Source organism: Arthrobacter sp. TJ-270, assembly GCF_058269075.1.
In genome coordinates this window covers 26,046-46,280 of sequence record NZ_JBZCNB010000001.1, presented here as the reverse complement: position 1 = coordinate 46,280, position 20,235 = coordinate 26,046, and the positions used below count along the sequence as shown (strand labels likewise).

18 protein-coding genes and 1 riboswitch are annotated in these 20,235 nt (G+C 65.1%); of the genes, 10 read left to right on the top strand and 8 right to left on the bottom strand.

The annotated features are described in order from the left end of the window. Window positions 1-11: 11 nt before the first annotated feature. The gene (locus AC4D2M_RS00230) at window positions 12-356 is read left to right on the top strand and encodes a hypothetical protein (protein ID WP_490888957.1); all 345 of its coding nucleotides are present in this window, start codon (window positions 12-14) and stop codon (window positions 354-356) included. Here the strand turns inward: AC4D2M_RS00230 and AC4D2M_RS00225 are convergent, their stop codons facing one another. The 4 genes from AC4D2M_RS00225 to AC4D2M_RS00210 are packed head-to-tail and all read right to left on the bottom strand — an operon-like array spanning window position 357 to window position 3,368. Continuing rightward, window positions 357-1,394 (bottom strand): sulfate/molybdate ABC transporter ATP-binding protein, encoded by a 1,038-nt coding sequence (locus AC4D2M_RS00225; protein ID WP_490888955.1) that lies wholly within the window; start codon window positions 1,392-1,394, stop codon window positions 357-359. After that, the gene (locus AC4D2M_RS00220) at window positions 1,391-2,182 is read right to left on the bottom strand and encodes an ABC transporter permease (RefSeq protein ID WP_490888952.1); all 792 of its coding nucleotides are present in this window, start codon (window positions 2,180-2,182) and stop codon (window positions 1,391-1,393) included. Before AC4D2M_RS00220 ends, AC4D2M_RS00225 begins: the two co-directional genes overlap by 4 nt. Next, window positions 2,179-2,937 (bottom strand): molybdate ABC transporter substrate-binding protein, encoded by a 759-nt coding sequence (modA, locus tag AC4D2M_RS00215; protein WP_490888950.1) that lies wholly within the window; start codon window positions 2,935-2,937, stop codon window positions 2,179-2,181. The genes AC4D2M_RS00220 and modA overlap by 4 nt, the downstream gene beginning before the upstream one ends. Continuing rightward, window positions 2,934-3,368 carry a TOBE domain-containing protein gene (locus AC4D2M_RS00210; RefSeq protein ID WP_490888948.1) on the bottom strand — a complete coding sequence of 145 codons (435 nt, stop codon included), beginning with the start codon at window positions 3,366-3,368 and terminating at the stop codon, window positions 2,934-2,936. The genes modA and AC4D2M_RS00210 overlap by 4 nt, the downstream gene beginning before the upstream one ends. A gap of 217 nt (window positions 3,369-3,585) precedes the next feature. On the opposite strand from AC4D2M_RS00210, the gene AC4D2M_RS00205 reads away from it, so the two are divergent. The 8 genes from AC4D2M_RS00205 (at window position 3,586) to AC4D2M_RS00170 (ending at window position 10,494) form a co-directional block, all read left to right on the top strand. Further along, the gene (locus AC4D2M_RS00205) at window positions 3,586-4,119 is read left to right on the top strand and encodes a YceD family protein (RefSeq protein WP_490888947.1); all 534 of its coding nucleotides are present in this window, start codon (window positions 3,586-3,588) and stop codon (window positions 4,117-4,119) included. A 2-nt stretch (window positions 4,120-4,121) separates the two neighbouring features. Continuing rightward, complete coding sequence (rpmF, locus tag AC4D2M_RS00200; protein ID WP_056548281.1) at window positions 4,122-4,325, top strand: 50S ribosomal protein L32; 204 nt, start codon at window positions 4,122-4,124, stop codon at window positions 4,323-4,325. 57 nt (window positions 4,326-4,382) lie between these two features. Beyond that, entirely contained in the window at window positions 4,383-5,105 is a 723-nt protein-coding gene (rnc, locus tag AC4D2M_RS00195) for a ribonuclease III (RefSeq protein ID WP_490888943.1), read from the top strand. Window positions 5,106-5,120: 15 nt separating this feature from the next. Then, on the top strand, window positions 5,121-6,125 hold the full coding sequence (gene mutM, locus AC4D2M_RS00190; protein WP_490888942.1) for a bifunctional DNA-formamidopyrimidine glycosylase/DNA-(apurinic or apyrimidinic site) lyase: 1,005 nt from the start codon (window positions 5,121-5,123) through the stop codon (window positions 6,123-6,125). A gap of 77 nt (window positions 6,126-6,202) precedes the next feature. Continuing rightward, on the top strand, window positions 6,203-6,484 hold the full coding sequence (locus tag AC4D2M_RS00185) for a YtxH domain-containing protein (protein WP_490888940.1): 282 nt from the start codon (window positions 6,203-6,205) through the stop codon (window positions 6,482-6,484). Between the two features lie 139 nt (window positions 6,485-6,623). Then, window positions 6,624-6,781: riboswitch (cyclic di-AMP (ydaO/yuaA leader) on the top strand. 4 nt (window positions 6,782-6,785) lie between these two features. Beyond that, window positions 6,786-7,766, top strand: a complete 981-nt coding sequence (locus AC4D2M_RS00180) for a C40 family peptidase (protein WP_490888938.1) — start codon at window positions 6,786-6,788, stop codon at window positions 7,764-7,766. Window positions 7,767-7,948: 182 nt separating this feature from the next. Next, entirely contained in the window at window positions 7,949-8,869 is a 921-nt protein-coding gene (locus AC4D2M_RS00175) for an ABC transporter ATP-binding protein (RefSeq protein WP_490888937.1), read from the top strand. Continuing rightward, on the top strand, window positions 8,869-10,494 hold the full coding sequence (locus tag AC4D2M_RS00170) for an ABC transporter permease (protein WP_490888935.1): 1,626 nt from the start codon (window positions 8,869-8,871) through the stop codon (window positions 10,492-10,494). The genes AC4D2M_RS00175 and AC4D2M_RS00170 overlap by 1 nt, the downstream gene beginning before the upstream one ends. A 14-nt stretch (window positions 10,495-10,508) precedes the next feature. Here AC4D2M_RS00170 and AC4D2M_RS00165 read toward each other — a convergent pair whose 3' ends face one another. The 3 genes from AC4D2M_RS00165 to AC4D2M_RS00155 are packed head-to-tail and all read right to left on the bottom strand — an operon-like array spanning window position 10,509 to window position 15,117. Beyond that, a complete protein-coding gene (locus AC4D2M_RS00165; RefSeq protein WP_490888932.1) occupies window positions 10,509-11,504 on the bottom strand; it encodes an NAD-dependent epimerase/dehydratase family protein in 996 nt (331 codons plus the stop codon). Next, on the bottom strand, window positions 11,501-14,101 hold the full coding sequence (locus AC4D2M_RS00160; RefSeq protein WP_490888930.1) for an alpha/beta fold hydrolase: 2,601 nt from the start codon (window positions 14,099-14,101) through the stop codon (window positions 11,501-11,503). The genes AC4D2M_RS00165 and AC4D2M_RS00160 overlap by 4 nt, the downstream gene beginning before the upstream one ends. After that, window positions 14,095-15,117 (bottom strand): 3-oxoacyl-ACP synthase III, encoded by a 1,023-nt coding sequence (locus AC4D2M_RS00155; RefSeq protein WP_490888927.1) that lies wholly within the window; start codon window positions 15,115-15,117, stop codon window positions 14,095-14,097. The genes AC4D2M_RS00160 and AC4D2M_RS00155 overlap by 7 nt, the downstream gene beginning before the upstream one ends. Before the next feature lie 271 nt (window positions 15,118-15,388). Between AC4D2M_RS00155 and smc the strand changes: the two genes are divergently transcribed. After that, entirely contained in the window at window positions 15,389-18,985 is a 3,597-nt protein-coding gene (gene smc, locus AC4D2M_RS00150) for a chromosome segregation protein SMC (RefSeq protein ID WP_490888926.1), read from the top strand. Here the strand turns inward: smc and AC4D2M_RS00145 are convergent. Continuing rightward, window positions 18,960-20,222, bottom strand: a complete 1,263-nt coding sequence (locus AC4D2M_RS00145) for an MFS transporter (RefSeq protein ID WP_490888925.1) — start codon at window positions 20,220-20,222, stop codon at window positions 18,960-18,962. The two genes, smc and AC4D2M_RS00145, sit on opposite strands and share 26 nt — an antisense overlap. Window positions 20,223-20,235: the final 13 nt, after the last annotated feature.

The window sequence follows — 20,235 nt, the reverse complement described above, 5'->3', positions numbered from 1 at the left end:
AGGGGGCAGCATTGAGCAAGAGTCGAATCAAGCCGGAGGACTCCTTTCCTGAGAACCTGAATCAGTTGGAGGACGATCAGGTCGAGATCCTGAACAGCAAGGTCCACCGTCAGCTCGAGGTCGAGTATGTCGAGGAGGGCCTTCCTCATCCCGAGACCGAGAACCGACAGGAAGAGATCAACGAGGAACTCGATGATCGGGACCTCCTGTCGGAAGTTTCGATCAGGCCTTCTGTCGAAACATCCTCGGACGACTACAACGACGACGGCGGAGGAGCGGCAGTGCCCGAAGCATCAGCGCCCGAAGCCTCAGTGCCGGAACTTGCCCCGGAGCGCAATCCTGATCGACGCTACTGATCAGCGCAGGTAGATACTCACCTCAGCCGACTTCACACCGAAGAACACCTCCGCGCCGGGCAGCAGGTCCAGTTCTGCTGCGGCCGCAGTGGTAATTTCCGCGCTCAGGTGGCCTGCCCGCACGGTTGTTCGTCCTCCGTGCTGTTCAAGGTCTGTGATGGTCACGGCCAGCACGTTGCGCGGACTGCCTGTCGGTCGAACCCGATGCACGGCGACGGCGCGCGGACTGAAGATGGCGGCTGCTTCCTCTCCCGCCGGAAGTTCCTGATCCGTCAGGGCTGCCACGTGCATCCCGGATGACGTGAGCAGGCCTCCAGGGGTCGTGGTGCCGGTCATCAGGTTCACACCCGCGAGCCCCGCTGCGAAGGAGCTCCGGGGCTGCTCAAGGACCAGCCGGGTCGGTCCGTCCTCAACGATCCGTCCGCCGTCGACAACCATCACCCGATCGGCGAGCAGCAACGCGTCGACGATGTCGTGCGTGACAATGATCGCGCTGCGCCCCTCAAGCACCCGCCGAAGGGTCCTGCGCAGCATCGGCGCCACTGAAATATCGAGGGCTGCCAGCGGCTCATCCAGCAGCAGGAGCGCAGGCTCAGCGGCGAGTGCCCGCGCCACTGCCACCCGCTGCGCCTGCCCTCCGGACAGGCTCGTTGGTCGACGGTCTGCGAGGTCCACGGCGTCGACTTCACGAAGCCAACGGCGCGCTGCTTCCCTGGCATTGGTGCGCGGGACGCCGGCGCACCGCGGCCCGAAGGCCACGTTATCGAGAACCGATAAGTGGGGGAACAGCAGCGCATCCTGGGCCAGCAGCGCGATGCCACGGGCATGCGGCGGCAACCACGTGCCGTCGTCGTACAGGGTTTGTCCATCGAGGGTCGCAGTGCCGTGGTCGGGACGAACCAGGCCCGCCAGCACGCCCAGCACAGTGGATTTTCCGGCGCCGTTCGGGCCCATGAGCGCTACCGTTTCCCCGGCTGAGAGGGAGAACCGCACATCGACGTTCCGTGCGGCAAGCTGCGCGCTGCATTCAAGGCTCACGGCGCAGAGCCTTCGTGGATCCGGTGGGCGAGGGCAACCACGAGGACGGCAACCGCGACAAGCACGAGCGACAGTGCGACGGCAGCGTCCGGATCCGTCTCCCTCTGCAGATAGATCTCCAGCGGCAGCGTCCGGGTGACACCCTGCAGGCTGCCGGCAAACGTCAGTGTCGCCCCGAACTCGCCCAGGGCCCGGGCGAAGGACAGCACGGCGCCGGAGACAATGCCCGGCCCCACAAGCGGAAGACTCACCCGTCGGAGAACAGTGGTGGGTCGTGCTCCCAGCGTCGCAGCGACGGTCTCATACCGTGTGCCCGCTGACCGCAGCGCCCCTTCGAGGCTCAACACGAGGAACGGCAGGGCGACGAAAGTCTGCGCGAGCACGACGGCGGCCGTCGAGAAAGCGATATCCAGGCCGATAACTTGGAGCGACTCCCCGAGTAGTCCCTGACGCCCGAAGGTGTACAGCAGGGCGATGCCGCCGACAACCGGCGGTAGCACCAGCGGCAGCAGCACGAGCGCGCGGAGCAGCCGCTGTCCCCTGAACCGGGTCCGCGCAAGGGCGAAGGCCATGGGAACACCGAGCAGTACGCACAGCACCGTACTCGTTCCCGACGTCTGGAGGCTCAGTATCAGCGCGGCGCGGGACGAGTCGGAGGTGATCAGTTCACCGAACCGGGGCCAGTCGACACGAAGCACAATGGCAAGCAGCGGAAGGACCAGAAACACGGCTCCTGTTGCGGCGACTGCGAGCAGCCATCGCGGGATCCCGGAGTAGGTCCCGGTCACTGGTCTGAACCCCCGAACCCGTGACCAGAGAGAATCTGCCGGCCTCGCGGGCCGACAACGAGGTCGACGAAGTCTGCAGCCAGGGCGCCGCCCGAACCGGTCGCCGCAATGGGGTAGGCATTCCGGGCCTGTGCGGCAGCATCGAGGGGCACACCGTCGACGGCGCCGCCTGCCGCCTGTACATCTGTCACGTAGACAAGGCCTGCGTCGGCTTGCCCCGAGGAAACCTTGCCGAGGACGTCCGTGACCGAACCTTCCTCGCTGACAGGTTCGATGGAAACGCCGGCGGCTTGCTGGACCTTCATGGCCGCTTCGCCGCACGGCACCTGCGCCGCGCACAACACCACCGAAATAGCCGGGTCAGCGAGCGACTCCATCGAGTCAATGCCAAGCGGGTTCCCCTCTGCCACTGCGATCGTCAGGACGTTGGTGGCGAAGGTCCGGGATCCGGACGCCAGCAGCCCTTCAGCGGCAACCTTCTCCATCGTTGCAGTATTGGCCGATGCGAACACGTCGGCGGGTGCGCCCGCGATGATCTGCGTTGCGAGGTCGGAGGAGCCGGCAAAATTCAGCTGGACACTCACCCCGGGATGATCGGCTTCGAACTCCGAGGACATCTCCTCGAAGGGCGCCTGCAGTGAGGCCGCAGCGTATACATGGAGCGTGTCCTCCGCTGCAGGGCTCGTGCTGCCGCAGGCTGCCACGACAAGCACGACGACGGCCCCGTTCGCCGCACGGAGCAGCCGGTGCATCATCGCGGTCCGTCCGGAAGGCGCGTTGCCGGGGTGGTTTCGGCTGTGGCTGTCTCCACGATCACATTGGTCGCTTTGATGACGGCCACCGCGACCGTGCCGGGTTCTATCCCAAGCTCGCGCACGGCTTCGCTGCTCATGAGGGACACGACCCTGTGCGGCCCGCACTGGAGCTCCACCTGGGACATCACCCGGTCGCTGATCACTTCGGTAACCAGCCCGACGAAACGGTTGCGCGCAGAGGTGGCCACGCTGGACAGGTCCGAGGGAAGCACGGCACGATCCCGAGCCAACCGGGCCAGTCCCAGCCCGTCAACCGAGAGAACACCCGAGGATCGCGAGGCGGACAGTGTTCCGTCTTCTACCCAGCGACGCACCGTATCTGAGCTGACGCCGAGGAACTGTGCAGCATCCCGCACACGTATCTGAGTCATAATTCCAAACTTAGCGTGGTATTTGCGAGGATTGTTCTCCCGATGCCACAGATTTCCTATTCGCCAGGCGTGCGAGAGACCCACCGGTTTGGGGTGGGGCTTCGTTTCGGGCTAAGATGGTTCGTCGGTCACATGTTCTACAGGAGTTTTCATTAGAAGCGATCTCAGTTCGCCCCTGGTCTTCAGTGTCAGGGATCTCGGGCGCAGCCCGGGGAGCATGCGAACAGTCGAAGAACATGTGCCCGCACCGAAGGATTTTGGTGTGGCGCTCATCGGCGTTCAGGAAGGCTCCGAAGTGGAGTTGGACCTGAGGTTCGAGGCTGTACATGAGGGGATCCTGGTATCGGGAACCGTATACGTCGAAGTAACTGGCGAATGCGGCCGATGCCTTGACCCGCTCAGCTATGGCAGCAGTGTCGATGTGCAGGAACTCTTCTACTACGACGCCCCTGAGTCGGCGGAGGATGAAGAGGAGGACGTGCAGCGCCTGGTTGAGAACGACACCGTCGATCTTGAGCCGGTACTGCGGGATGCGGTAGTAACATCGTTGCCGTTCCAGCCGGTATGCCGGGAGGACTGCCAGGGTCTGTGTGCTGAATGCGGTGCACGCCTGGAAGAGGATCCCGGACACCAGCACGAGGTCCTCGACCCCCGCTGGGCTGCTCTGACAGGGTTGGCCGGCGCGGCCGCCGGCCCTGAGGCAGCGGAACCAGAAGTTAAGACAGAGTCAGACAAGAGAGAAGAGAGTTAGTCGTGGCTGTTCCCAAGCGGAAAATGTCCCGCTCGAATACGCGTGCACGCCGGTCCCAGTGGAAGGCTGTTGCTCCCAAGCTGGTGAAGACGGTGGAGAACGGTCGCGTCACCTACAGCCTTGCCCACCAGGCCAAGGTTGTCACCGACTCCGCCGGTACCGAGCTGTTCCTTGAGTACAAGGGCCGCAAGGTAGCCGACGTCTAAATGCTGACGGCACCGCTTCACGGTGCTGCCGGCAACGATCGCGAAAGCGTCGCCCGCGTGGAAAGTTCTGAAGATCTTTTGAAGCGTCTCGGTGTCAGTATTGACGCCGAGACGCTTCGTCTTGCCCTGACGCATCGCTCCTACGCGTATGAGCAGGGCGGCATCCCCACCAACGAACGGCTCGAGTTCCTGGGCGACGCAGTCCTTGGACTCTCGGTCACGGATGCCCTGTATCGGGACAATCCGGATCTGTCCGAGGGCGAGCTCGCCAAGAGGCGCTCCGCCGTCGTCAGTACCCGCGCCCTCGCCGAGATTGCCCGTGGTCTCGGCCTCGGGCAACACATCCTGCTGGGGCAGGGCGAAAAGCTCACCAACGGCTGGAACAAGTCGTCCATCCTTGCCGACACGATGGAAGCCATCATCGGCGCCACCTACCTCAGTAGTGGCATGGAGACGGCGAGGCGCCTGGTCATGCGCATCATCGGCCCTGTGTTGGAAGACGCTGCAGCGCTCGGTGCCGGAACGGACTGGAAAACCAGTATTCAGGAAATCGCCGCCGCGCAGCGGATGGGCGTCATCGACTACAAGGTCACCGGATTCGGTCCCGATCACGACCGCAGGTTTGAAGCGGTGCTTGTCATCGGCGGTACCAGTTATGGTTCCGGCTCCGGCCGCTCCAAAAAGGAAGCCGAGCAAGAGGCGGCGGCGGCCTCCTGGAAGCTGCTGCAGCTAGGGAACGTCGATGCGCACGCTGACGCGGAGGCACGTCAGTCCACGTGATCCCGGGAGCTTGTGATGCCTGAACTTCCCGAGGTGGAGGTTGTACGCCGGGGGCTCGCACGCTGGGTCAGCGGGCGCCGCATCGAGGCGGTAGACGTTCTCGACCCCCGCTCAATCCGCCGTCATGCCCTCGGCACTGAGGACTTCAGAGGCAACCTTGTCGGCGCCCGCGTCACAGATGCGGTACGCCGTGGGAAATTTCTCTGGTTGCCGCTCGCTACGGATGACGGCGACATCGGTGACCCTATGTCGTCGTACCCGCCGCCTCCGGCCGGCCTCACGGCCGGCACGGAACAGATAGCGCTGATGGCGCATCTAGGCATGAGCGGACAGCTTCTGGTCGAAGACCACACCCAGCCCGACGAAAAGCACCTGAAGGTACGGCTGCGGCTGTCCACAGTTTCCGGAGGCGAACCGCTACCGGAAGAGCTCCGCTTCGTTGATCAGCGAATCTTCGGTGGCCTCTTCGTTACTAGCATGGTGCCCACCTCGGACGGGCTTCCGGGTGGACTGGGGGAGTGTCCAGCGCCACTGGTGCCGCTCGAAGCGGCGCACATCGCGCGGGACCCGCTGGACCCGGCATTTTCCTTCGAGGAGTTCTACCGGAAGCTGCGCGCCCGGCGCACCGGTTTGAAGCGTGCACTGCTCGACCAGACTCTGGTTTCGGGAGTCGGCAACATTTACGCGGACGAGTCGCTGTGGGCTGCCAGACTGCACTATGCGCGTCCCACGGACACTCTCCGCCGGGCGGAAGCTGCCCGGCTGCTCACGTCCTGCCGCGACGTGATGGCTCGCGCGCTCGACGCAGGAGGCACGAGCTTCGATTCCCTCTACGTGAACGTCAACGGCGCCTCCGGTTACTTTGAACGCTCACTGAACGCCTATGGCAGGGAACGCGACCCTTGCCGGCGATGCTCGGCAGACGGTCTGGACTCGCGCATCCGGCGCGACACCTTCATGAACCGTTCCTCATATACCTGCCCACGATGCCAGCCGAGGCCCCGCAACGGACGGTGGTAAGTATCCCCTGACGTGACAAAAGTAAGTATGCTGATTAGATTCGATATCTCAGTATCCGACACGTCAGGAGTAACGCGATGAAGAACAAGTTGGTTTTTGCAGCAGGCATGGCGGCAGGCTACGTTCTGGGCGCCCGGGCCGGTCGTGCCAGCTATGAGCAGATCAAGGTCAAGGCCAACGAGCTGTGGAACAGTCCGAAGGTGCAGGGCAAGGTTTCCCAGGCGTCGGAGACCGTGAAAGCCAAAGCTCCCGAGGTTCAGGCGCAGGCTGAGCAGGCACTGAAGAAGGCCCAGTCGGCGATGCACCGTGGCGGCGATAACGAAGCTTCAAAAGACCCGAACGCCGAATACAAGATCTGACCGGATTCTGCGGCACGTGTGATCAGCCTCTCCGTGATCGAAACGTGACAATTCAATGAAAGGTATGTAACGTTATGGACACGCCGGGTTCAAAAGCCCGGCTTCCTTCTGGTGGATTGCCTAATCCTGCCGCCGCTGGAAGGTCCGTTCGCTACACACTGCGGCAGGAGCGGGGGAACCAGATTAGCGGACTTCTGTGAAGTCCTAGGGGTGAAGACGCACCGGCTCTGTGCCGGTCGTCCGGGTGGCTCCCATCCGAATCCGACAGCTAACTCCGCAGGCGTTGGGAGAGGCTATTTCCGTGTCCAAAAACCGTCATATCGCGCGCCACCGTGCAACTCCGCCCAGCACCATGCAGATCGTGTCCAAGGCAGTCAGCTCGCACGCTGGCACCGTTGGCCGCCCTGCAGCTGTAGTTGTAGCAGCCTCCGGCATCATGTTCGGAGCCGCCCTTCCGGCCAGCGCGGGAACCACCACCACTTCTGCCACCGTCCCGGCCGCTGAGGTAAGCGTGCAGGCAGCAGTGGCGCCCGTCGCCCCGGCCCCCGTTGTTCAGGCTCCGGCTGCTCCGGCACCTGCTGTGAACGCTCCGACCCACACCGTTCAGGCCGGAGACACCCTCGGCGCCATCGCCGGCAACTACGGTGTCAGCCTCGATGCCATCTTCGCTGCGAACGGCCTCGGCTGGGAGTCAATCATCTACCCGGGCCAGGTCATCAGCTTGTCCGGCAGCGCCGCAGCCGCTCCGGCTCCTGCCGCGGCTGCACCCGCTCCTGCTGCACCCGCTCCTGCTGCAGCCGCTCCGGCTCCTGCCGCGGCTGCACCCGCTCCGGCTCCTGCTGCACCCGCTCCGGCACCGGCTCCCGCACCTGCACCGCAGGTTCAGGCTGCTCCGGCACCGGCAGAGACCAGCACCATGAACATCACCACCGCGTCCTCCAAGATCACCGTGGCTGATGGTTCTTCAAGCGGCGCAGGCGCATCGATCCTCGCTTCTGCCCGGGCGCAGCTCGCCGGTGGCGCTGTTCAGGACTGCACCCGCCTCGTTGAGATCGCAATGGCTGCAGCCGGGAAGCCTGTCGGTGACCTCGGCCCCATGCAGTTCGCAGGCTACGGCGCGCAGGTAAGCACCCCGGCACCGGGTGACCTCGTCATCACCGGTGGCCACGTGGCTGTTTACGCTGGCGGTGGCCAGGTCATCAGCAGCGGCATGAATGGTGCAAACCTCACCATGCAGCACCCGCTGAGCGACCTCGCCGGCGCGTTCTTCGTGCGCGTCTAGTCTTCGGACTAGCCTTTCTCCCTGGGGAGGACCTGAAAAGGTCCTCCCCAGCGGTGTTTAAGCGCCGGTTACATCACTCGGAGGATTACGCAGAAGGACGGGTTGTCACTCTGCGGGTGCCGCTGCACCTCGGTATAGGCTGTGCTCCTCAGAGTGCGACGCGCGGGAGGTAATGCCCTGCCATGGAACCGGAACACGTCATCCGGGCTTCGCGCCTGGTCAAGAGATTCGGCTCGGTCATGGCGCTGACGGGGCTTGACCTGCGCGTCCGGGCCGGTGAAGTTCACGGGTTCCTCGGCCCCAACGGTGCCGGGAAGTCCACCACCCTCCGGCTGTTGCTTGGACTCATGCGTCCTACCAGCGGCTCCGTCCGGGTCCTGGGTCTGGACCCGTGGACTGAACCCATTCACGCGCGCCGGGACATTGCCTATGTGCCGGGTGATGTGAATCTTTGGCCGGACCTGAGTGGAGGTGAGGTGATTGATCTGATTACCGGCCTCCGCGGCGGCGCGGACGAGAGACTGCGCCGCGAGCTTATTGAGGAGTTCGACTTTGATCCCCGACGCCGGGCACGGACCTATTCAAAGGGCAACCGCCAGAAAGCTGCGCTGATCGCGGCGTTCGCGCGGCCCGCGCGCCTCTACCTGCTGGACGAGCCGAGCGCGGGTCTTGATCCCGTCATGGATGCTGTGTTCCGACGACAGGTGCAGCGCGTAAGCGCGGAGGGTGCAACTGTCCTGCTTTCCAGCCATATTCTGAGCGAGGTGGAGCAGCTTTGCGAGCGCATCACCATCATTCGTGCCGGGACAGTGGTTGAATCCGGCGCCCTGTCCGAACTTCGGCACCTCCGCCGCACTCGCTTTCTCGTGGCAGGGGCGCAGACAGCAGATGTTCTGGAAGGCCTCCCCGGTGTTTATGACCTGTATACGGTGCCCGGCGGCACCCAGTTCGACGCTGACCAGGCACACCTGCCGGCCGTGCTGGCCCACCTTTCACGGGCCGGACTGACTGGGATCACAGCAAACCCGCCGTCCCTCGAGGAACTGTTCCTTCGGCACTATACCGAGGCTGGCGACGCGTCTTCCACGGATCGATCACCCTAATGTTCGGGGTCCTGCTGATGCTGCGGATGCACCTGGTCCGCGATCGTTGGTTCCTCCCAAGTTGGATCGGGGGGATCAGTGCGCTCGGGCTACTTGCGGCCGTAGCAGTGTCCACCCAGTTCACCGGTACCGATGAGCGTGCGGCGATCGTGTCAATTGCCTCCGCCAGCCCGGCATTCCTGTTCCTGCGTGGGCTGCCGGACGGCACCGGCCTCGGCTCCGTAGTGTTCTTCCAGGGTTACGCCTTCACGGCTGTCCTGGCAGGACTCCTGGGAGTTTTACTCGTAAGCAGACACACTCGGGCGGAAGAGGAATCCGGTCGTAGTGAGATCCTTGAGTCCACTCCCATTTCCCGCGCAGCCGCACTGGCAGCGACCCTCCTGCTGAGCCTGCTGGCCTTTCTCGTCTTGACCGTTTCCACGGGGCTCGGGTTTGCCGCTGCAGGGCTGCCCCTTGCCGGTTCCATGCGGGCGGGTGCCGCAATAGGCGTCGTCGGGCTCTTCTTTGCAAGCGCTGCGTCGGTCATCGCTCAGCTCATGCCCACGGCCCGCGGCACCAACGGTGTTTCAGCGGCCCTCGTCGGCCTCGCCTACCTGATCAGGGGGATCGGCGACGCCTTGGGGGAGCCTGACGCTGGGCTCCTGAGAGTCGATCCGGCATGGCCATCCTGGTTCTCACCCATCGGATGGGGACAGCGGGTTCGGCCCTTCACGGAAGCCGACGCCCGGCCGTTGTTCATACTGGCCATCGCGGCCGGAGGTTTGTGGCTGATTGCGTTCCTGATCCGGAGTCGCCGGGATCTGGGGGCCAGCCTGCTCGGTGAACGGACGGCAAGGGAAAGGGCCGGGCGTGCAGGTCAATCTCTGGTCGGGCTGGCATGGCGGTTGCAGCGTGGAACCCTTGCGGGGTGGTGCACAGCCGGAGCGGTCCTCGGAGGTTTGGCCGGCGGTTTGGCTCCTGTGGTTACCAATGTGATTGCGGGCAACCCAACCATGCAGGACCTGTTTGGCCGACTGGCTCCCGGAACGGCCTCTGGGTCAGGAATTGTCGATCTCTTCCTCACTGCCCTGCTGGGTATCTCCTCGGTTCTTGCCGCTGCTGCCGGTGTGCAGGCAGTTCTACGGCTGAGGGCTGAGGAAGTGGAAGGACGGGCGGAGTTATTGCTGGCCACGCCCGCCACCGTAAGCCGATGGGTTGCCGCGAACCTCGTGGTGGCGGGTATATCGGTTCTTTCCGTCGCCGTCCTGGCGGGGTGCTCCGCGACAGCTGGGCTTGCGCTGTCAGGGTCTCTCGGCACACGGGGGATGTCCATTGTGGGCGCCAGCCTCGCGCACGCTCCGGCCGCGATCATATTTCCTGCCCTGGCGGCCCTTGCTTACGCTGTAATTCCGCGCGTGAGTATTGGTGCAGGATGGGGTTTCCTCACCGCCGCACTGATCCTGGGTCAGTTCGGCGGCCTCCTTGGATTTCCCGTCTGGGTGCAGGACCTGAGCCCGTTCCGCCACTCCTCGGCAATGCCCGTCGAACGCTTTGAACCAATCAGTGCCGCGCTGCTGATTGCTGCGGCCGTCAGCTTTGCGGGGGCCGCTGCCGCGTTGATCCAGCGCCGCGACATCACGGCCTGAGCCTTCGCGAAGACTCAGGGGACGGAGAGATGCCGGGGGGAACGGCTTCCGTAGTGGTCTGCCAGCCGGGCAAAGCCCTCGTCCAGGCCCACTTCAGGTGTCCAGCCGAGCAATGATCTGGTTTGCCGCTGGTCGAACCAGTGCGCGGTGGAAAGTTGCTCTGCAAGGAACCGAGTCATCGGCGGCTCACCGTCCGGGTTTGAGCCGCGCCACAGGGTCTCAACGGCGCTACCCGCAGCTCTGCCGAGCCATCCAGGGACCGACCTCCGCGGCTCCGGCACACCGCCGGCTGAGCAGATGCTCGCGAGGAGTTCGCCGATGGGTCTCGGTTCGCCGTTGGAGACAACCAGCGGCAGCCCGCGCACCCACTTCATGCGCTCCAGCGCGGCAGCGATGGCCGATGCGGCATTGTCCACATAGGTTGTGTCGACCAGAGCGGTGCCGCCGCTGAGTAGTGGCAACCGGCCCGCGCGGGCACGGTTGAGGACCCGCTCCACCAACTGGGTGTCGCCCGGGCCCCAGACGATGTGCGGCCGGACGACAGCGACGGACATGCGCTCGTTATTTGCGCTCAGGGCAAGGATTTCCGCCTGCGCCTTGGTGCGGGCGTAGTACCCCCTCGCGTGATCAGGGTCGGCAGGTTCGGCTCCGGCCCCGAACAGTGACCGTCCGGCGTGGGCCACCGATGGCGAGGAAACATGCACAAACCGCTCGACGCCGGCTGCCCTGGCGGTTTTCAGGAGATCATCTGTTCCGAGTACGTTGACCCGGTGGAACTCATCGGCATCTCCCGTGAAGGACACTTTGGCTGCCAGGTGGATGACGGCGTCAACCCCGGCTGCAGCGTGCGCTACGGCCGTGTGGTCAGTCAGCTGTCCGGATATGTCGACGACGCCGGGAACCCCGGAGGGGCGACGCTGGAAAGTTCGGACGGCATACCCATTCCGCACGAGCAGGGAGGCCACGGCGCTGCCAAGCATCCCGCTGGCACCGGTGACAAGAACCTTCACGGCTTCTTCCTCCTGTTCCCTTCCAGAACTTCCTCCGCCCAGCTCGCCACGGCTGCCCGATCGATTTTCGCGTTGTGACGGATGTCCGTGGGAAGGGACGGAAGGGTCAGCACGGCAGCGAGTTGTACTCCACTCGCCTGGAGCGCCTTCCTGATGCTCTTGGACAGACTGCTCGGGGCAAGGCCGGCGGCGCTCGTTCCGTCAGCAGTCACGACGACAGCGACCACAGCCTGCGTGCCCGATGGGCCAACACCGACAACGGCTGCCTGGCGGACCTCCGTGAGCTGTTCGATTGTCTGCTCGGGACCGACCGGCGTGACGACGCCGGTCGGGGACGTGATGATGTGCGCGAGCCGGCCTTCCACCCAGAGCCGCCCCTCCGTGTCCAAGTGCCCGACGTCGCCGGTACGGTGCCAGCCCGCGGTACGCGAGGATTCCCTTTCGGTAACCCATAACCGGTAGTAGCGGTCCTTGACGTGCGGGGCACGGACAAGAATCTCACCGGTGATGCCCGGTTCCGCCGAGGGTTCGCCTGAGGCCTGACCCTGATGGTCGAGTGCACTGACTCTGACCTCTGCCCCCGGCACGGACCTGCCCACACAGACGCCGTTCCCCGCTCCGGTTACGGATCCAGCGACAGCCTCCCGGAGCTGCTCCAGATGAATGTCCGTGACCGGAAGCGCCTCGGTCATTCCGTAGGGGGTGTGCAGCGAGGCATTCGGCACCAGTGGCTGCAGGTGCTCGAGGAGGGTTACCGGAATGGGCGCCCCTGCCGAGAGCAGAACCTTTATCCGCTGCAGTGCCTGTCTTCCCTGAGATGTGATCCCTGAGGCTGTGGCGAGGACATTGCGCAGCGCGGCAGGGGAGGCAAAGACCGTGGTGGCTTCGATAGCAGCGGCGGCATCGGAAAGAGCACGCGCTGTCAGCGTACGGGGTGCGGTGACGTCCATATCGGGAGTGACGGACGCGGCTCCCAGCGCGGGTCCGAGGAGGGCGAAAGGGGCAAAACCCGCAACCAGCGCGCTGCCGGGTACCAGATCCAGAGTGGCAGCGAGGGTATCGCGCATCGCGGACAACCGGCGGTGCGTGTACACGACGCCCTTCGCCGGTCCTGTTGATCCGGAGGTGAAGAGGATCGCCGCGTCCGAGTCAGGAGATGGATCGGTGCCCTCGTAGGTGATGCGCTGTGATGTAAGGTCCTCGAGGTGGTGGCTCACCCCGAGCAGGTGGGCACGCGCCGTCGGTACCTGTCCAACGCTGATGCGGACGCCCGGCCATCCGAAGACTCTTCCGGCGATCAGCGCCCGTTCAATGCCGACGAGGAAATCCGGCACGGTGCCGCGGACTGCCCGGCTAAGGCCTTTTGCGCCCAGTCCGGCGTCGGCAAGGACAATGACAGCGCCGAGACGGAGACAGGCGTAGATAAGGACGGTCAGCTCGATGCCCGGGGGGACCATCAGACTAACCCGGCTGCCGGTCGTCACTCCAATCCCGTTCAACGCCGCTGCGAGGCGACTGACCTGGGCGTCCAGGTCCCGCCAGGAGAGCGAGTTGGCCACCGCGCCATCGTGCCCCATGTCGGCGATAGCGAGGGTGTCCGCGGCCGGACCGCTGCTCCGTTCCCTGATCTGGTGCCACAGCGGCGTGAAGTTTCCGTCGGAACCACTTGCCGGTCCGGCGTCACGGCTCGTGGTGGGCTGATCGAGCCAGTCGAAAACCGGCGTGGCGATGTCGCGATCTTCAACAACCAAGTGGCTTGCGCCTTCGAACCGGTGGACATCCGCCTGGGGAAGGCGCCGGGCGAGGTCCTCCAGATAGGTGTCCGAGAAGATGGGATCGCCGGGGCCCCAGAGCATGAGTACTGGTACCTGAAGGGACCGTATGCCCTCGGCGATCCGGATCAGGTCCGCGTGGCTTGGGTGTTCCGGACCGACGGGGATGTCGGCAACGAATTGCTCAATGCCCCGGCGGCGGGCCGCCGTGCGGTAAGGCGCGCGATAGGCGGCACGTACATCACCGGAGAGGCGTGGGCGCGCCAGTGCCAGCGTTGTCTCGAGGAAAGCGGGTGTGGTCGATGTTCCCACCCGGTGGACAGCGCCATTGAGCGCAAGACGGAGCGGTGCTGGGATGGGGGAGCCCGGTTCCTGGTGGACTGCCGTATTGGTGAGCACGACGGCGGTCAGGTGGGCGCGGTTACGGTCGGCGAAACCGAGGCTGACAACGCCGCCCCAGTCGTGGCCGACGGTCACCAGCGGTCCGCTCAGTCCGAGCGAGGACACGAAGTCCTCAAGATCCCGTACGCGGTCGGCGAGCCGCCGCATCCGGCCCGTCCGCTCGGAGAAGCCCATCTCAAGCTGATCAACGGCGACGACGCGCCAGCCGTGCCGGACACCGGCGGCAAGCAGGGTGCGCCAGAGATAGGACCAGGTGGGATTTCCGTGCACGCACAGCAGCGTGCCGCGCGCCTCACCGTCCAGGGTGGGCAGGTTGTCCAAGTAATGCCAGCGGTTGACGGTCCCGTCCGGGTCCACACCAGCGGTCGACGGCACGTCGAGGTAGGCCGACCACGCAGGGTCGACGCCGGGAAGTTCTACCACTCAATCTCCAGCATCGCGGTGTTGAGGCCGGAGCCGACCCCCATGCACAGTACGCGGTCGCCTGTGATCAACGTCTGGGCCTCCGCGGCAAGCGTCATGGGCAGCGACGCGGGCCCAACGTTCCCCCATCGCTGGAAGGTCTGGGGGACCTTCTTCGGGTCGAGATCGACGGCGTCGATGATGGCGGCTGTATGGGTGGTGCTCACCTGGTGCGTAATGTACCGGTCCATGTCCGCCCACTGCCAGTCCTGCTGCGCCTCGTTCCAGGCCTCAACGACCAGCTGGAGGCCGCCATCGAGCAGCCCCTGCGCGTTGGTGTACATTCCGTCGATACCCCCGACGCACAGTTCATGATGTTCGGTCCCCGCACGCGCAACACCGCCGAGGATCCGGTGGGAACCCGGATGCAGGTCGGCAGGACCGAGAATTGCCGCAGCAGCGCCGGAGCCCAGGGTCAGGGTTGCGAACTCCTGCATGAAGCTCTCCCGCGTAGCGGTCGGTTCATTCAGACGGCGGAGCGTTGCTTCCTGCGTGGCCTGAGCGTCTTCGCCGTTGACGATCATGGCGTACTGAATCTGGCCCGCTTCGATCATGTTGGCGGCCAGGGTCATGCCGTTGACGAAACCGAGGCACGCATTGGCGACGTCAAAATTCATGGCGGAAGAGGGCAGCCCAAGCCCGTTATGAATCTTCACGGCGACGGACGGCTCAAGATTGGTGCGCGAAACCGATGTGTTGATCAGGAGACCGATTTGGGACGCTTCGATGCCGGAAGAAGCCAGCGCCTTTGCGCCTGCCTCGATCGCTCCGTCTTCGAAGCCTGTACCGGGGGCCCACCAACGCCGCTCGGTGATGCCGGCGACGCGCTGCAGAAGGCCCTTTGAGAGCCGCAGCCGTCTGAGAGCCGGAGAGAGTATGCGATCGAATTCTGAGGAGGTGATAATGACCGGTGCCTCAACACTTTCCACGCCGATGAGCGCGGTGTTGTGATGTCGGAAGTTAGAATTACCGGTCAAATTTCCTGCCTAGTGTTCCGCGGATTTATCCGCTGGTCCGCTGTTTGCTGCACCGGAACCGATAGCGCATTGCCGGCAGTGAATGCCAATCTGGAAATGATAAGCATACTTCGGTTACTAACGATCCTAAAGAAAGCCTAGTTCCTCCAGCAGATAACGGCATCTCGCCTCGCGGACGCGAGGGGCGCCCGTGCCGGGTGAAATGCCTCTGAAATAGCCGTGAACACAGTAGATTGTGGGGTAACAATCCCGATCGGAGAACCCGAGACCCGTGCATCTGAAAAGTCTGACCGTTCGAGGCTTCAAGTCTTTTGCCTCTGCAACGACCTTCGACTTTGAACCCGGAGTCACCGCCGTCGTCGGTCCCAACGGTTCCGGCAAGTCCAACGTCGTCGACGCTCTGGCGTGGGTAATGGGCGAGCAGGGGGCCAAGACTCTCCGCGGCGGAAAGATGGAGGACGTCATTTTCGCCGGCACCTCCGGCAGGCCCCCGCTGGGCCGGGCGCAGGTGTCGCTCACCATCGACAACTCCGACGGCGCACTGCCGATCGAGTATTCGGAGGTGACAATCTCCCGCACCCTTTTCCGGGCCGGCGGTTCCGAATACGCAATTAATGGGAACAACTGCCGTCTCCTTGACATCCAGGAGCTCCTTTCCGATTCCGGACTCGGGCGTGAGATGCACGTCATCGTGGGGCAAGGCCAGCTCGACCGCGTCCTGCATGCAACCCCGGAAGACCGGCGCGGTTTCATAGAGGAGGCAGCCGGCATCCTGAAACACCGTCGGCGCAAGGAAAAGACTGTCCGCAAGCTCGAGGCGATGCAGGCGAACCTCACCCGTCTCACCGATCTCACGGGGGAACTCCGACGGCAGTTGACGCCGCTCGGTAAGCAGGCAGACATTGCGCGCCGCGCCCAACAGGTGCAGTTCGAGGCACGCGATGCACGCGCCCGCCTGCTCGCTGACGACCTGGTTCAATTAATCACGACGTTCAAGCAGGAGATTGCCGACGAAACGGCCCTGAAACAACGCCGGGCGGAGGTTGAAGCTCTCCTGGAGTCCGGGCGCTCCCGGCAGGCTGAACTTGAGCGCCTCGCGGCGGAGGCAACACCGCGGCTGAACGCAGCACGCGATGCCTGGTACCGCCTCTCATCCACCCGCGAGCGCTTCCGCTCCCTCGGCAGCCTCGCCGAGGAACGGCGTCGTCTGCTGGGGTCGGCGGATACGGCAGCGGAGAGTGGACGGGACCCTGATGAGCTGGACCGGCAGGCCGCACTCGTCCGGGCAGAGGAGGCCGAGCTGGAGGAACATATCGCTGAGCGTTCCGACATGCTCGAGGATGCGCTGGAACAGCGTGCGGAAGCCGAAGACGCGGCGGCCGCCGAGGAGCAGCGCCTCGCGTCCCGCCTGAGAGCGGCTGCCGACCGGCGCGAGGGGCTTGCGAAGCTGTCCGGCCAGGTCGGGGCAGCGCGGTCCCGGGTTGAGGCGGCAGAGGCGGAGCTGGGAAGGCTCCGGGACTCCGTCGTCGAAGTGGCGGATCGCCGTCGGCATGCGCAGAGCGAGTTCACGGCACTGGAAACCCAGGTAGCGGGCGCCGAAGAGGGGGAGGAAAGCCTCGACGCCGACTATGAAGCGGCCAGCGCTGCCCTCGACGCCGTGCTTGAGACCCTCGAGGAACTCCACGCCGAAGAGAGGACCGCCGAGAGGGAACGCGATGCGCTGCAGGCGCGTATCGAGGCGCTGCGGCTGGGGTTGGAGCGCAAGGACGGTTCACGCACGCTGCTGGATGCCGGCATGGACGGGGTACTCGGTCCTGTCGCTGAACTGTTGACTGTGGAGTCCGGTTATGAGGCCGCCATTGCGGCAGCGCTCGGCACGGTGGCAGAAGGCGTAGCGGTCGATTCTCTCGAGGCAGCGGGTGCCGCCCTTCGCCGGATGAAGGACGACGAAGCCGGCCGGGTCGAGCTACTGGTCGTGTCTGCAGATTCGGTCGCCGCCGAGGCGGGCGCTCAGAGCGCTCTGGCAAGCGGCGGCCTGCCCGACGGCGCCCGTGCGGCTTCCTCGCTTGTCTCGACCCAGGGGGCACTGGAAGGTGCCGTGCGAACGATGCTTTCCGCCGCCGTCGTCGTTGATTCTCTGGCCGACGCCGCCGATCTGGTGCAGCGGCACCCCCTACTGACTGCGGTGACCCGAGAGGGAGATGTCTACACGGCCGTGTCGGTGCGGGGAGGAACCGCCGCAGCTCCCGGGACCATTGAGGTCCAGGCTGCCGTCGACGAGGCTGCCGAAGCCCTTCGTATGGTCACTGAACGGTACGAGCGGGCCCGATTCGGTATTTCGGCGGCCACCGCCCAACGTGAGGAGGCACAGGAACGGACAGATGGCGCGCTTGAGCGGCTTCACGAGTCGGACGCGCGGCTTGCAGCAGTCGCCGAGAAGCTCGGCCAGCTTGGCTCCGTGTTGCGTTCGGCATCGGGCGAAGCGGAGCGCCTGGCCCGGCTGGCTGAGGCCGCGGAGGGAAACCTCGCTGCGGAGCAGGAGCGCCTTCAGGAAATCACCCAGCGGCTTGCCCAGGCCCAGGAGGCCCCGGCGGACGTTGAACCCGACACCCGGACGCGCGACATGCTCGCGCTCGCCGCCACCTCCGCCCGCCAGGCGGAGATGGAGGCTCGCCTCGCGCTGCGCAGCGCGGAGGAGCAGCTCAGGGCAACTTCAAACCGGGCCGCCTCGCTGGAGCACGCCGCCCAGACAGAACGGAAAGCCCGCGAGCAGGCTGCGGAACGGGCTCGGATCCGAAGGCTTCAGGCGGCCAAGGCCGCTGCAGTCGCGAAGGCAGTGAGTCAGGCGCTCGCCTTCATTGATGTCTCAGTTGACCGCGCCGGCCGGGCACGGGACGCTGCAGAAGAGGTGCGATCAGCCTGGGAGACCGAGCTTGCCGCCGTCCGCAGCGGCAATGAGTCGCTGATGACCGAGCTGGCAGAGCTTACCGACTCCGTTCACCGGGATGAACTGGCACGCGCTCAGCAGCGACTGAGGATCGAGGCGTTGGAGAACCGGTCCATTGACGAGCTCGGACTCACCGCGGACCACCTTGTCGCGGAGTACGGCCCGGACCAGCCCGTTCCCACGGCCGCCAAACCGGCGGACAAGTGGGCTGAATTGCGCGTGGCTGTGGACGACGACGGCAAACCGATCCGCGAAGGAGTGCCGTTTGTGCGTGAGGAGCAGGAAAAGCGGCTCAAGCGTGCCGAGCGGGACCTGTCAGCGCTGGGCAAGGTGAACCCGCTCGCACTCGAAGAGTTCGCGGCGCTCGAGGAACGGCACCAGTTCCTCAGCACGCAGCTTGAGGACCTAAAGGCCACGCGGAAGGATCTGCTGGACATCATCCGAGAGGTCGATGAGCGGGTGGAGCAGGTGTTCACCGCCGCCTACCGTGACACAGCCGAGCAGTTCGAGCGGGTCTTCGGGCGCCTGTTCCCGGGAGGTGAGGGCCGTCTCGTGCTGACCGACCCGGAGAACATGCTGACCACGGGCATTGAGGTCGAGGCGAGGCCCGCGGGCAAAAAGATCAAGCGGCTCTCACTGCTCTCCGGGGGCGAAAGGTCCCTGACCGCCGTCGCGCTGCTGGTGGCCATCTTCAAGGCTCGGCCGTCGCCCTTCTACGTGATGGACGAGGTTGAAGCGGCTCTGGATGACACCAACCTTGGGCGGCTCATCACCATTTTTGAAGAACTGCGGGAGTCCAGTCAGCTGATCGTCATCACCCACCAGAAGCGCACCATGGAAGTCGCGGACGCGCTCTATGGCGTGACCATGCGGGGCGACGGCGTGTCCACGGTGATCAGCCAGCGGCTGGTGGACGCGTGACGGACCGGCCCGGGTCGACCAGGGTTTCGCGTGCGGCCAGCCACATCATGAAAGCCGCGAGGGCCGTGACGCCGGTCAGCCCGAACGCCCAGCCATAGGAGAACGCATCCACCAGCAGGCCGGCCAGGATGGGACCGAAAATTGCTCCGGTGTCGGTGCTCATCTGGAACGCTGCCAGAACCTTGCCGCCGCTCCGATCGTTCCCGATGACGTCGGCAACCGCCGCCTGCTGGGCTGGGTTGAGGATTCCTGCACCGATGCCCGCAACCACCGAGACGACCAGGAACGTCACCACGTCACCGGTCAGGCCGAGGCACGCCATGGCGGCACCGTTCACTGCCAGCCCGGTTAGCACCAGAGGCTTTCGGCCCAGTGAATCGGCGAGTCTGCCCGAGACAGTGAGAGCGAGCGCGGTGCCTCCGGCGAAGAAGGCCAGGGAAATACCCGCCACTTCCGGGCCTGCTCCCAGTACGGCCGCCGCGAACAGCGGGACAAGGGCCATCCGGACCCCGAATGACGCCCAACCGTTGGCGAACCCGGAAACCAGCGCGGCGCGGTACGCCGAGTCTCGGACCGCCTCGCGGACTGTGAGCACCGGCTGCGCTGCGGCACCTCTCCGGCTGCCCAGCGTCGTGTCCTTGAGCTGGAAGAAGACGACGGCGGCCGCAACCAGCAAAGCTCCGGCATAGACCAGGAACGGAACCCGCAGGCCGAACCCGGCCAGCAGCCCGCCCAGGAACGGCCCGCCTATGCTTCCGAGAAGGAACGCCGACGCATAGGCGCCTGTGACACGCCCACGCATTCCTGCCGGTGCCATCCGGACAATCAGGCCCATCGCCGAAATGGTGAACATGGTCGAACCGATCCCCCCGAGTCCGCGGAAGATCAGCAACTGCCAGTAGTCGGCAGCGAATGCGGTGGCGGCCGTCGACAGCGCGACGATCAGCAGCCCCGTCACGTACACGGGGCGCTCACCGAGGCGCTCAACGAGCTTGCCGCCGGCGGGCGCGAAGACCAGCCGGGTGAACGCGAAAGCACTGACGATGACCGCCGCGGCGGTCGCCTCCACGCCGAAGCTCTGCGCAAACTGGGGGAGGACCGGGGCAACCAGCCCGAAGCCGATCGCAATGACAAACGCCGCGGCGATGAGGACCTTCAGTTCCCGCGGCAGGCGCGGGCGTTCTTCAGTATCCGGGTCCTGCTTGCCGCGCCGGAGAAAGTTTCGAGAAGCAACCACGATTCACGATTCT

What these genes read in the sequence shown, in the direction of transcription:
- AC4D2M_RS00170 (WP_490888935.1), top strand. Translation starts at nt 8,869, where the DNA reads ATGTTCGGGGTCCTGCTGATGCTGCGGATGCACCTGGTCCGCGATCGT.
- AC4D2M_RS00185 (WP_490888940.1), top strand. Translation starts at nt 6,203, where the DNA reads ATGAAGAACAAGTTGGTTTTTGCAGCAGGCATGGCGGCAGGCTACGTT.
- mutM (WP_490888942.1), top strand. Translation starts at nt 5,121, where the DNA reads ATGCCTGAACTTCCCGAGGTGGAGGTTGTACGCCGGGGGCTCGCACGC.
- modA (WP_490888950.1), bottom strand. Translation starts at nt 2,937, where the DNA reads ATGATGCACCGGCTGCTCCGTGCGGCGAACGGGGCCGTCGTCGTGCTT.
- AC4D2M_RS00210 (WP_490888948.1), bottom strand. Translation starts at nt 3,368, where the DNA reads ATGACTCAGATACGTGTGCGGGATGCTGCACAGTTCCTCGGCGTCAGC.
- AC4D2M_RS00175 (WP_490888937.1), top strand. Translation starts at nt 7,949, where the DNA reads ATGGAACCGGAACACGTCATCCGGGCTTCGCGCCTGGTCAAGAGATTC.
- AC4D2M_RS00205 (WP_490888947.1), top strand. Translation starts at nt 3,586, where the DNA reads ATGCGAACAGTCGAAGAACATGTGCCCGCACCGAAGGATTTTGGTGTG.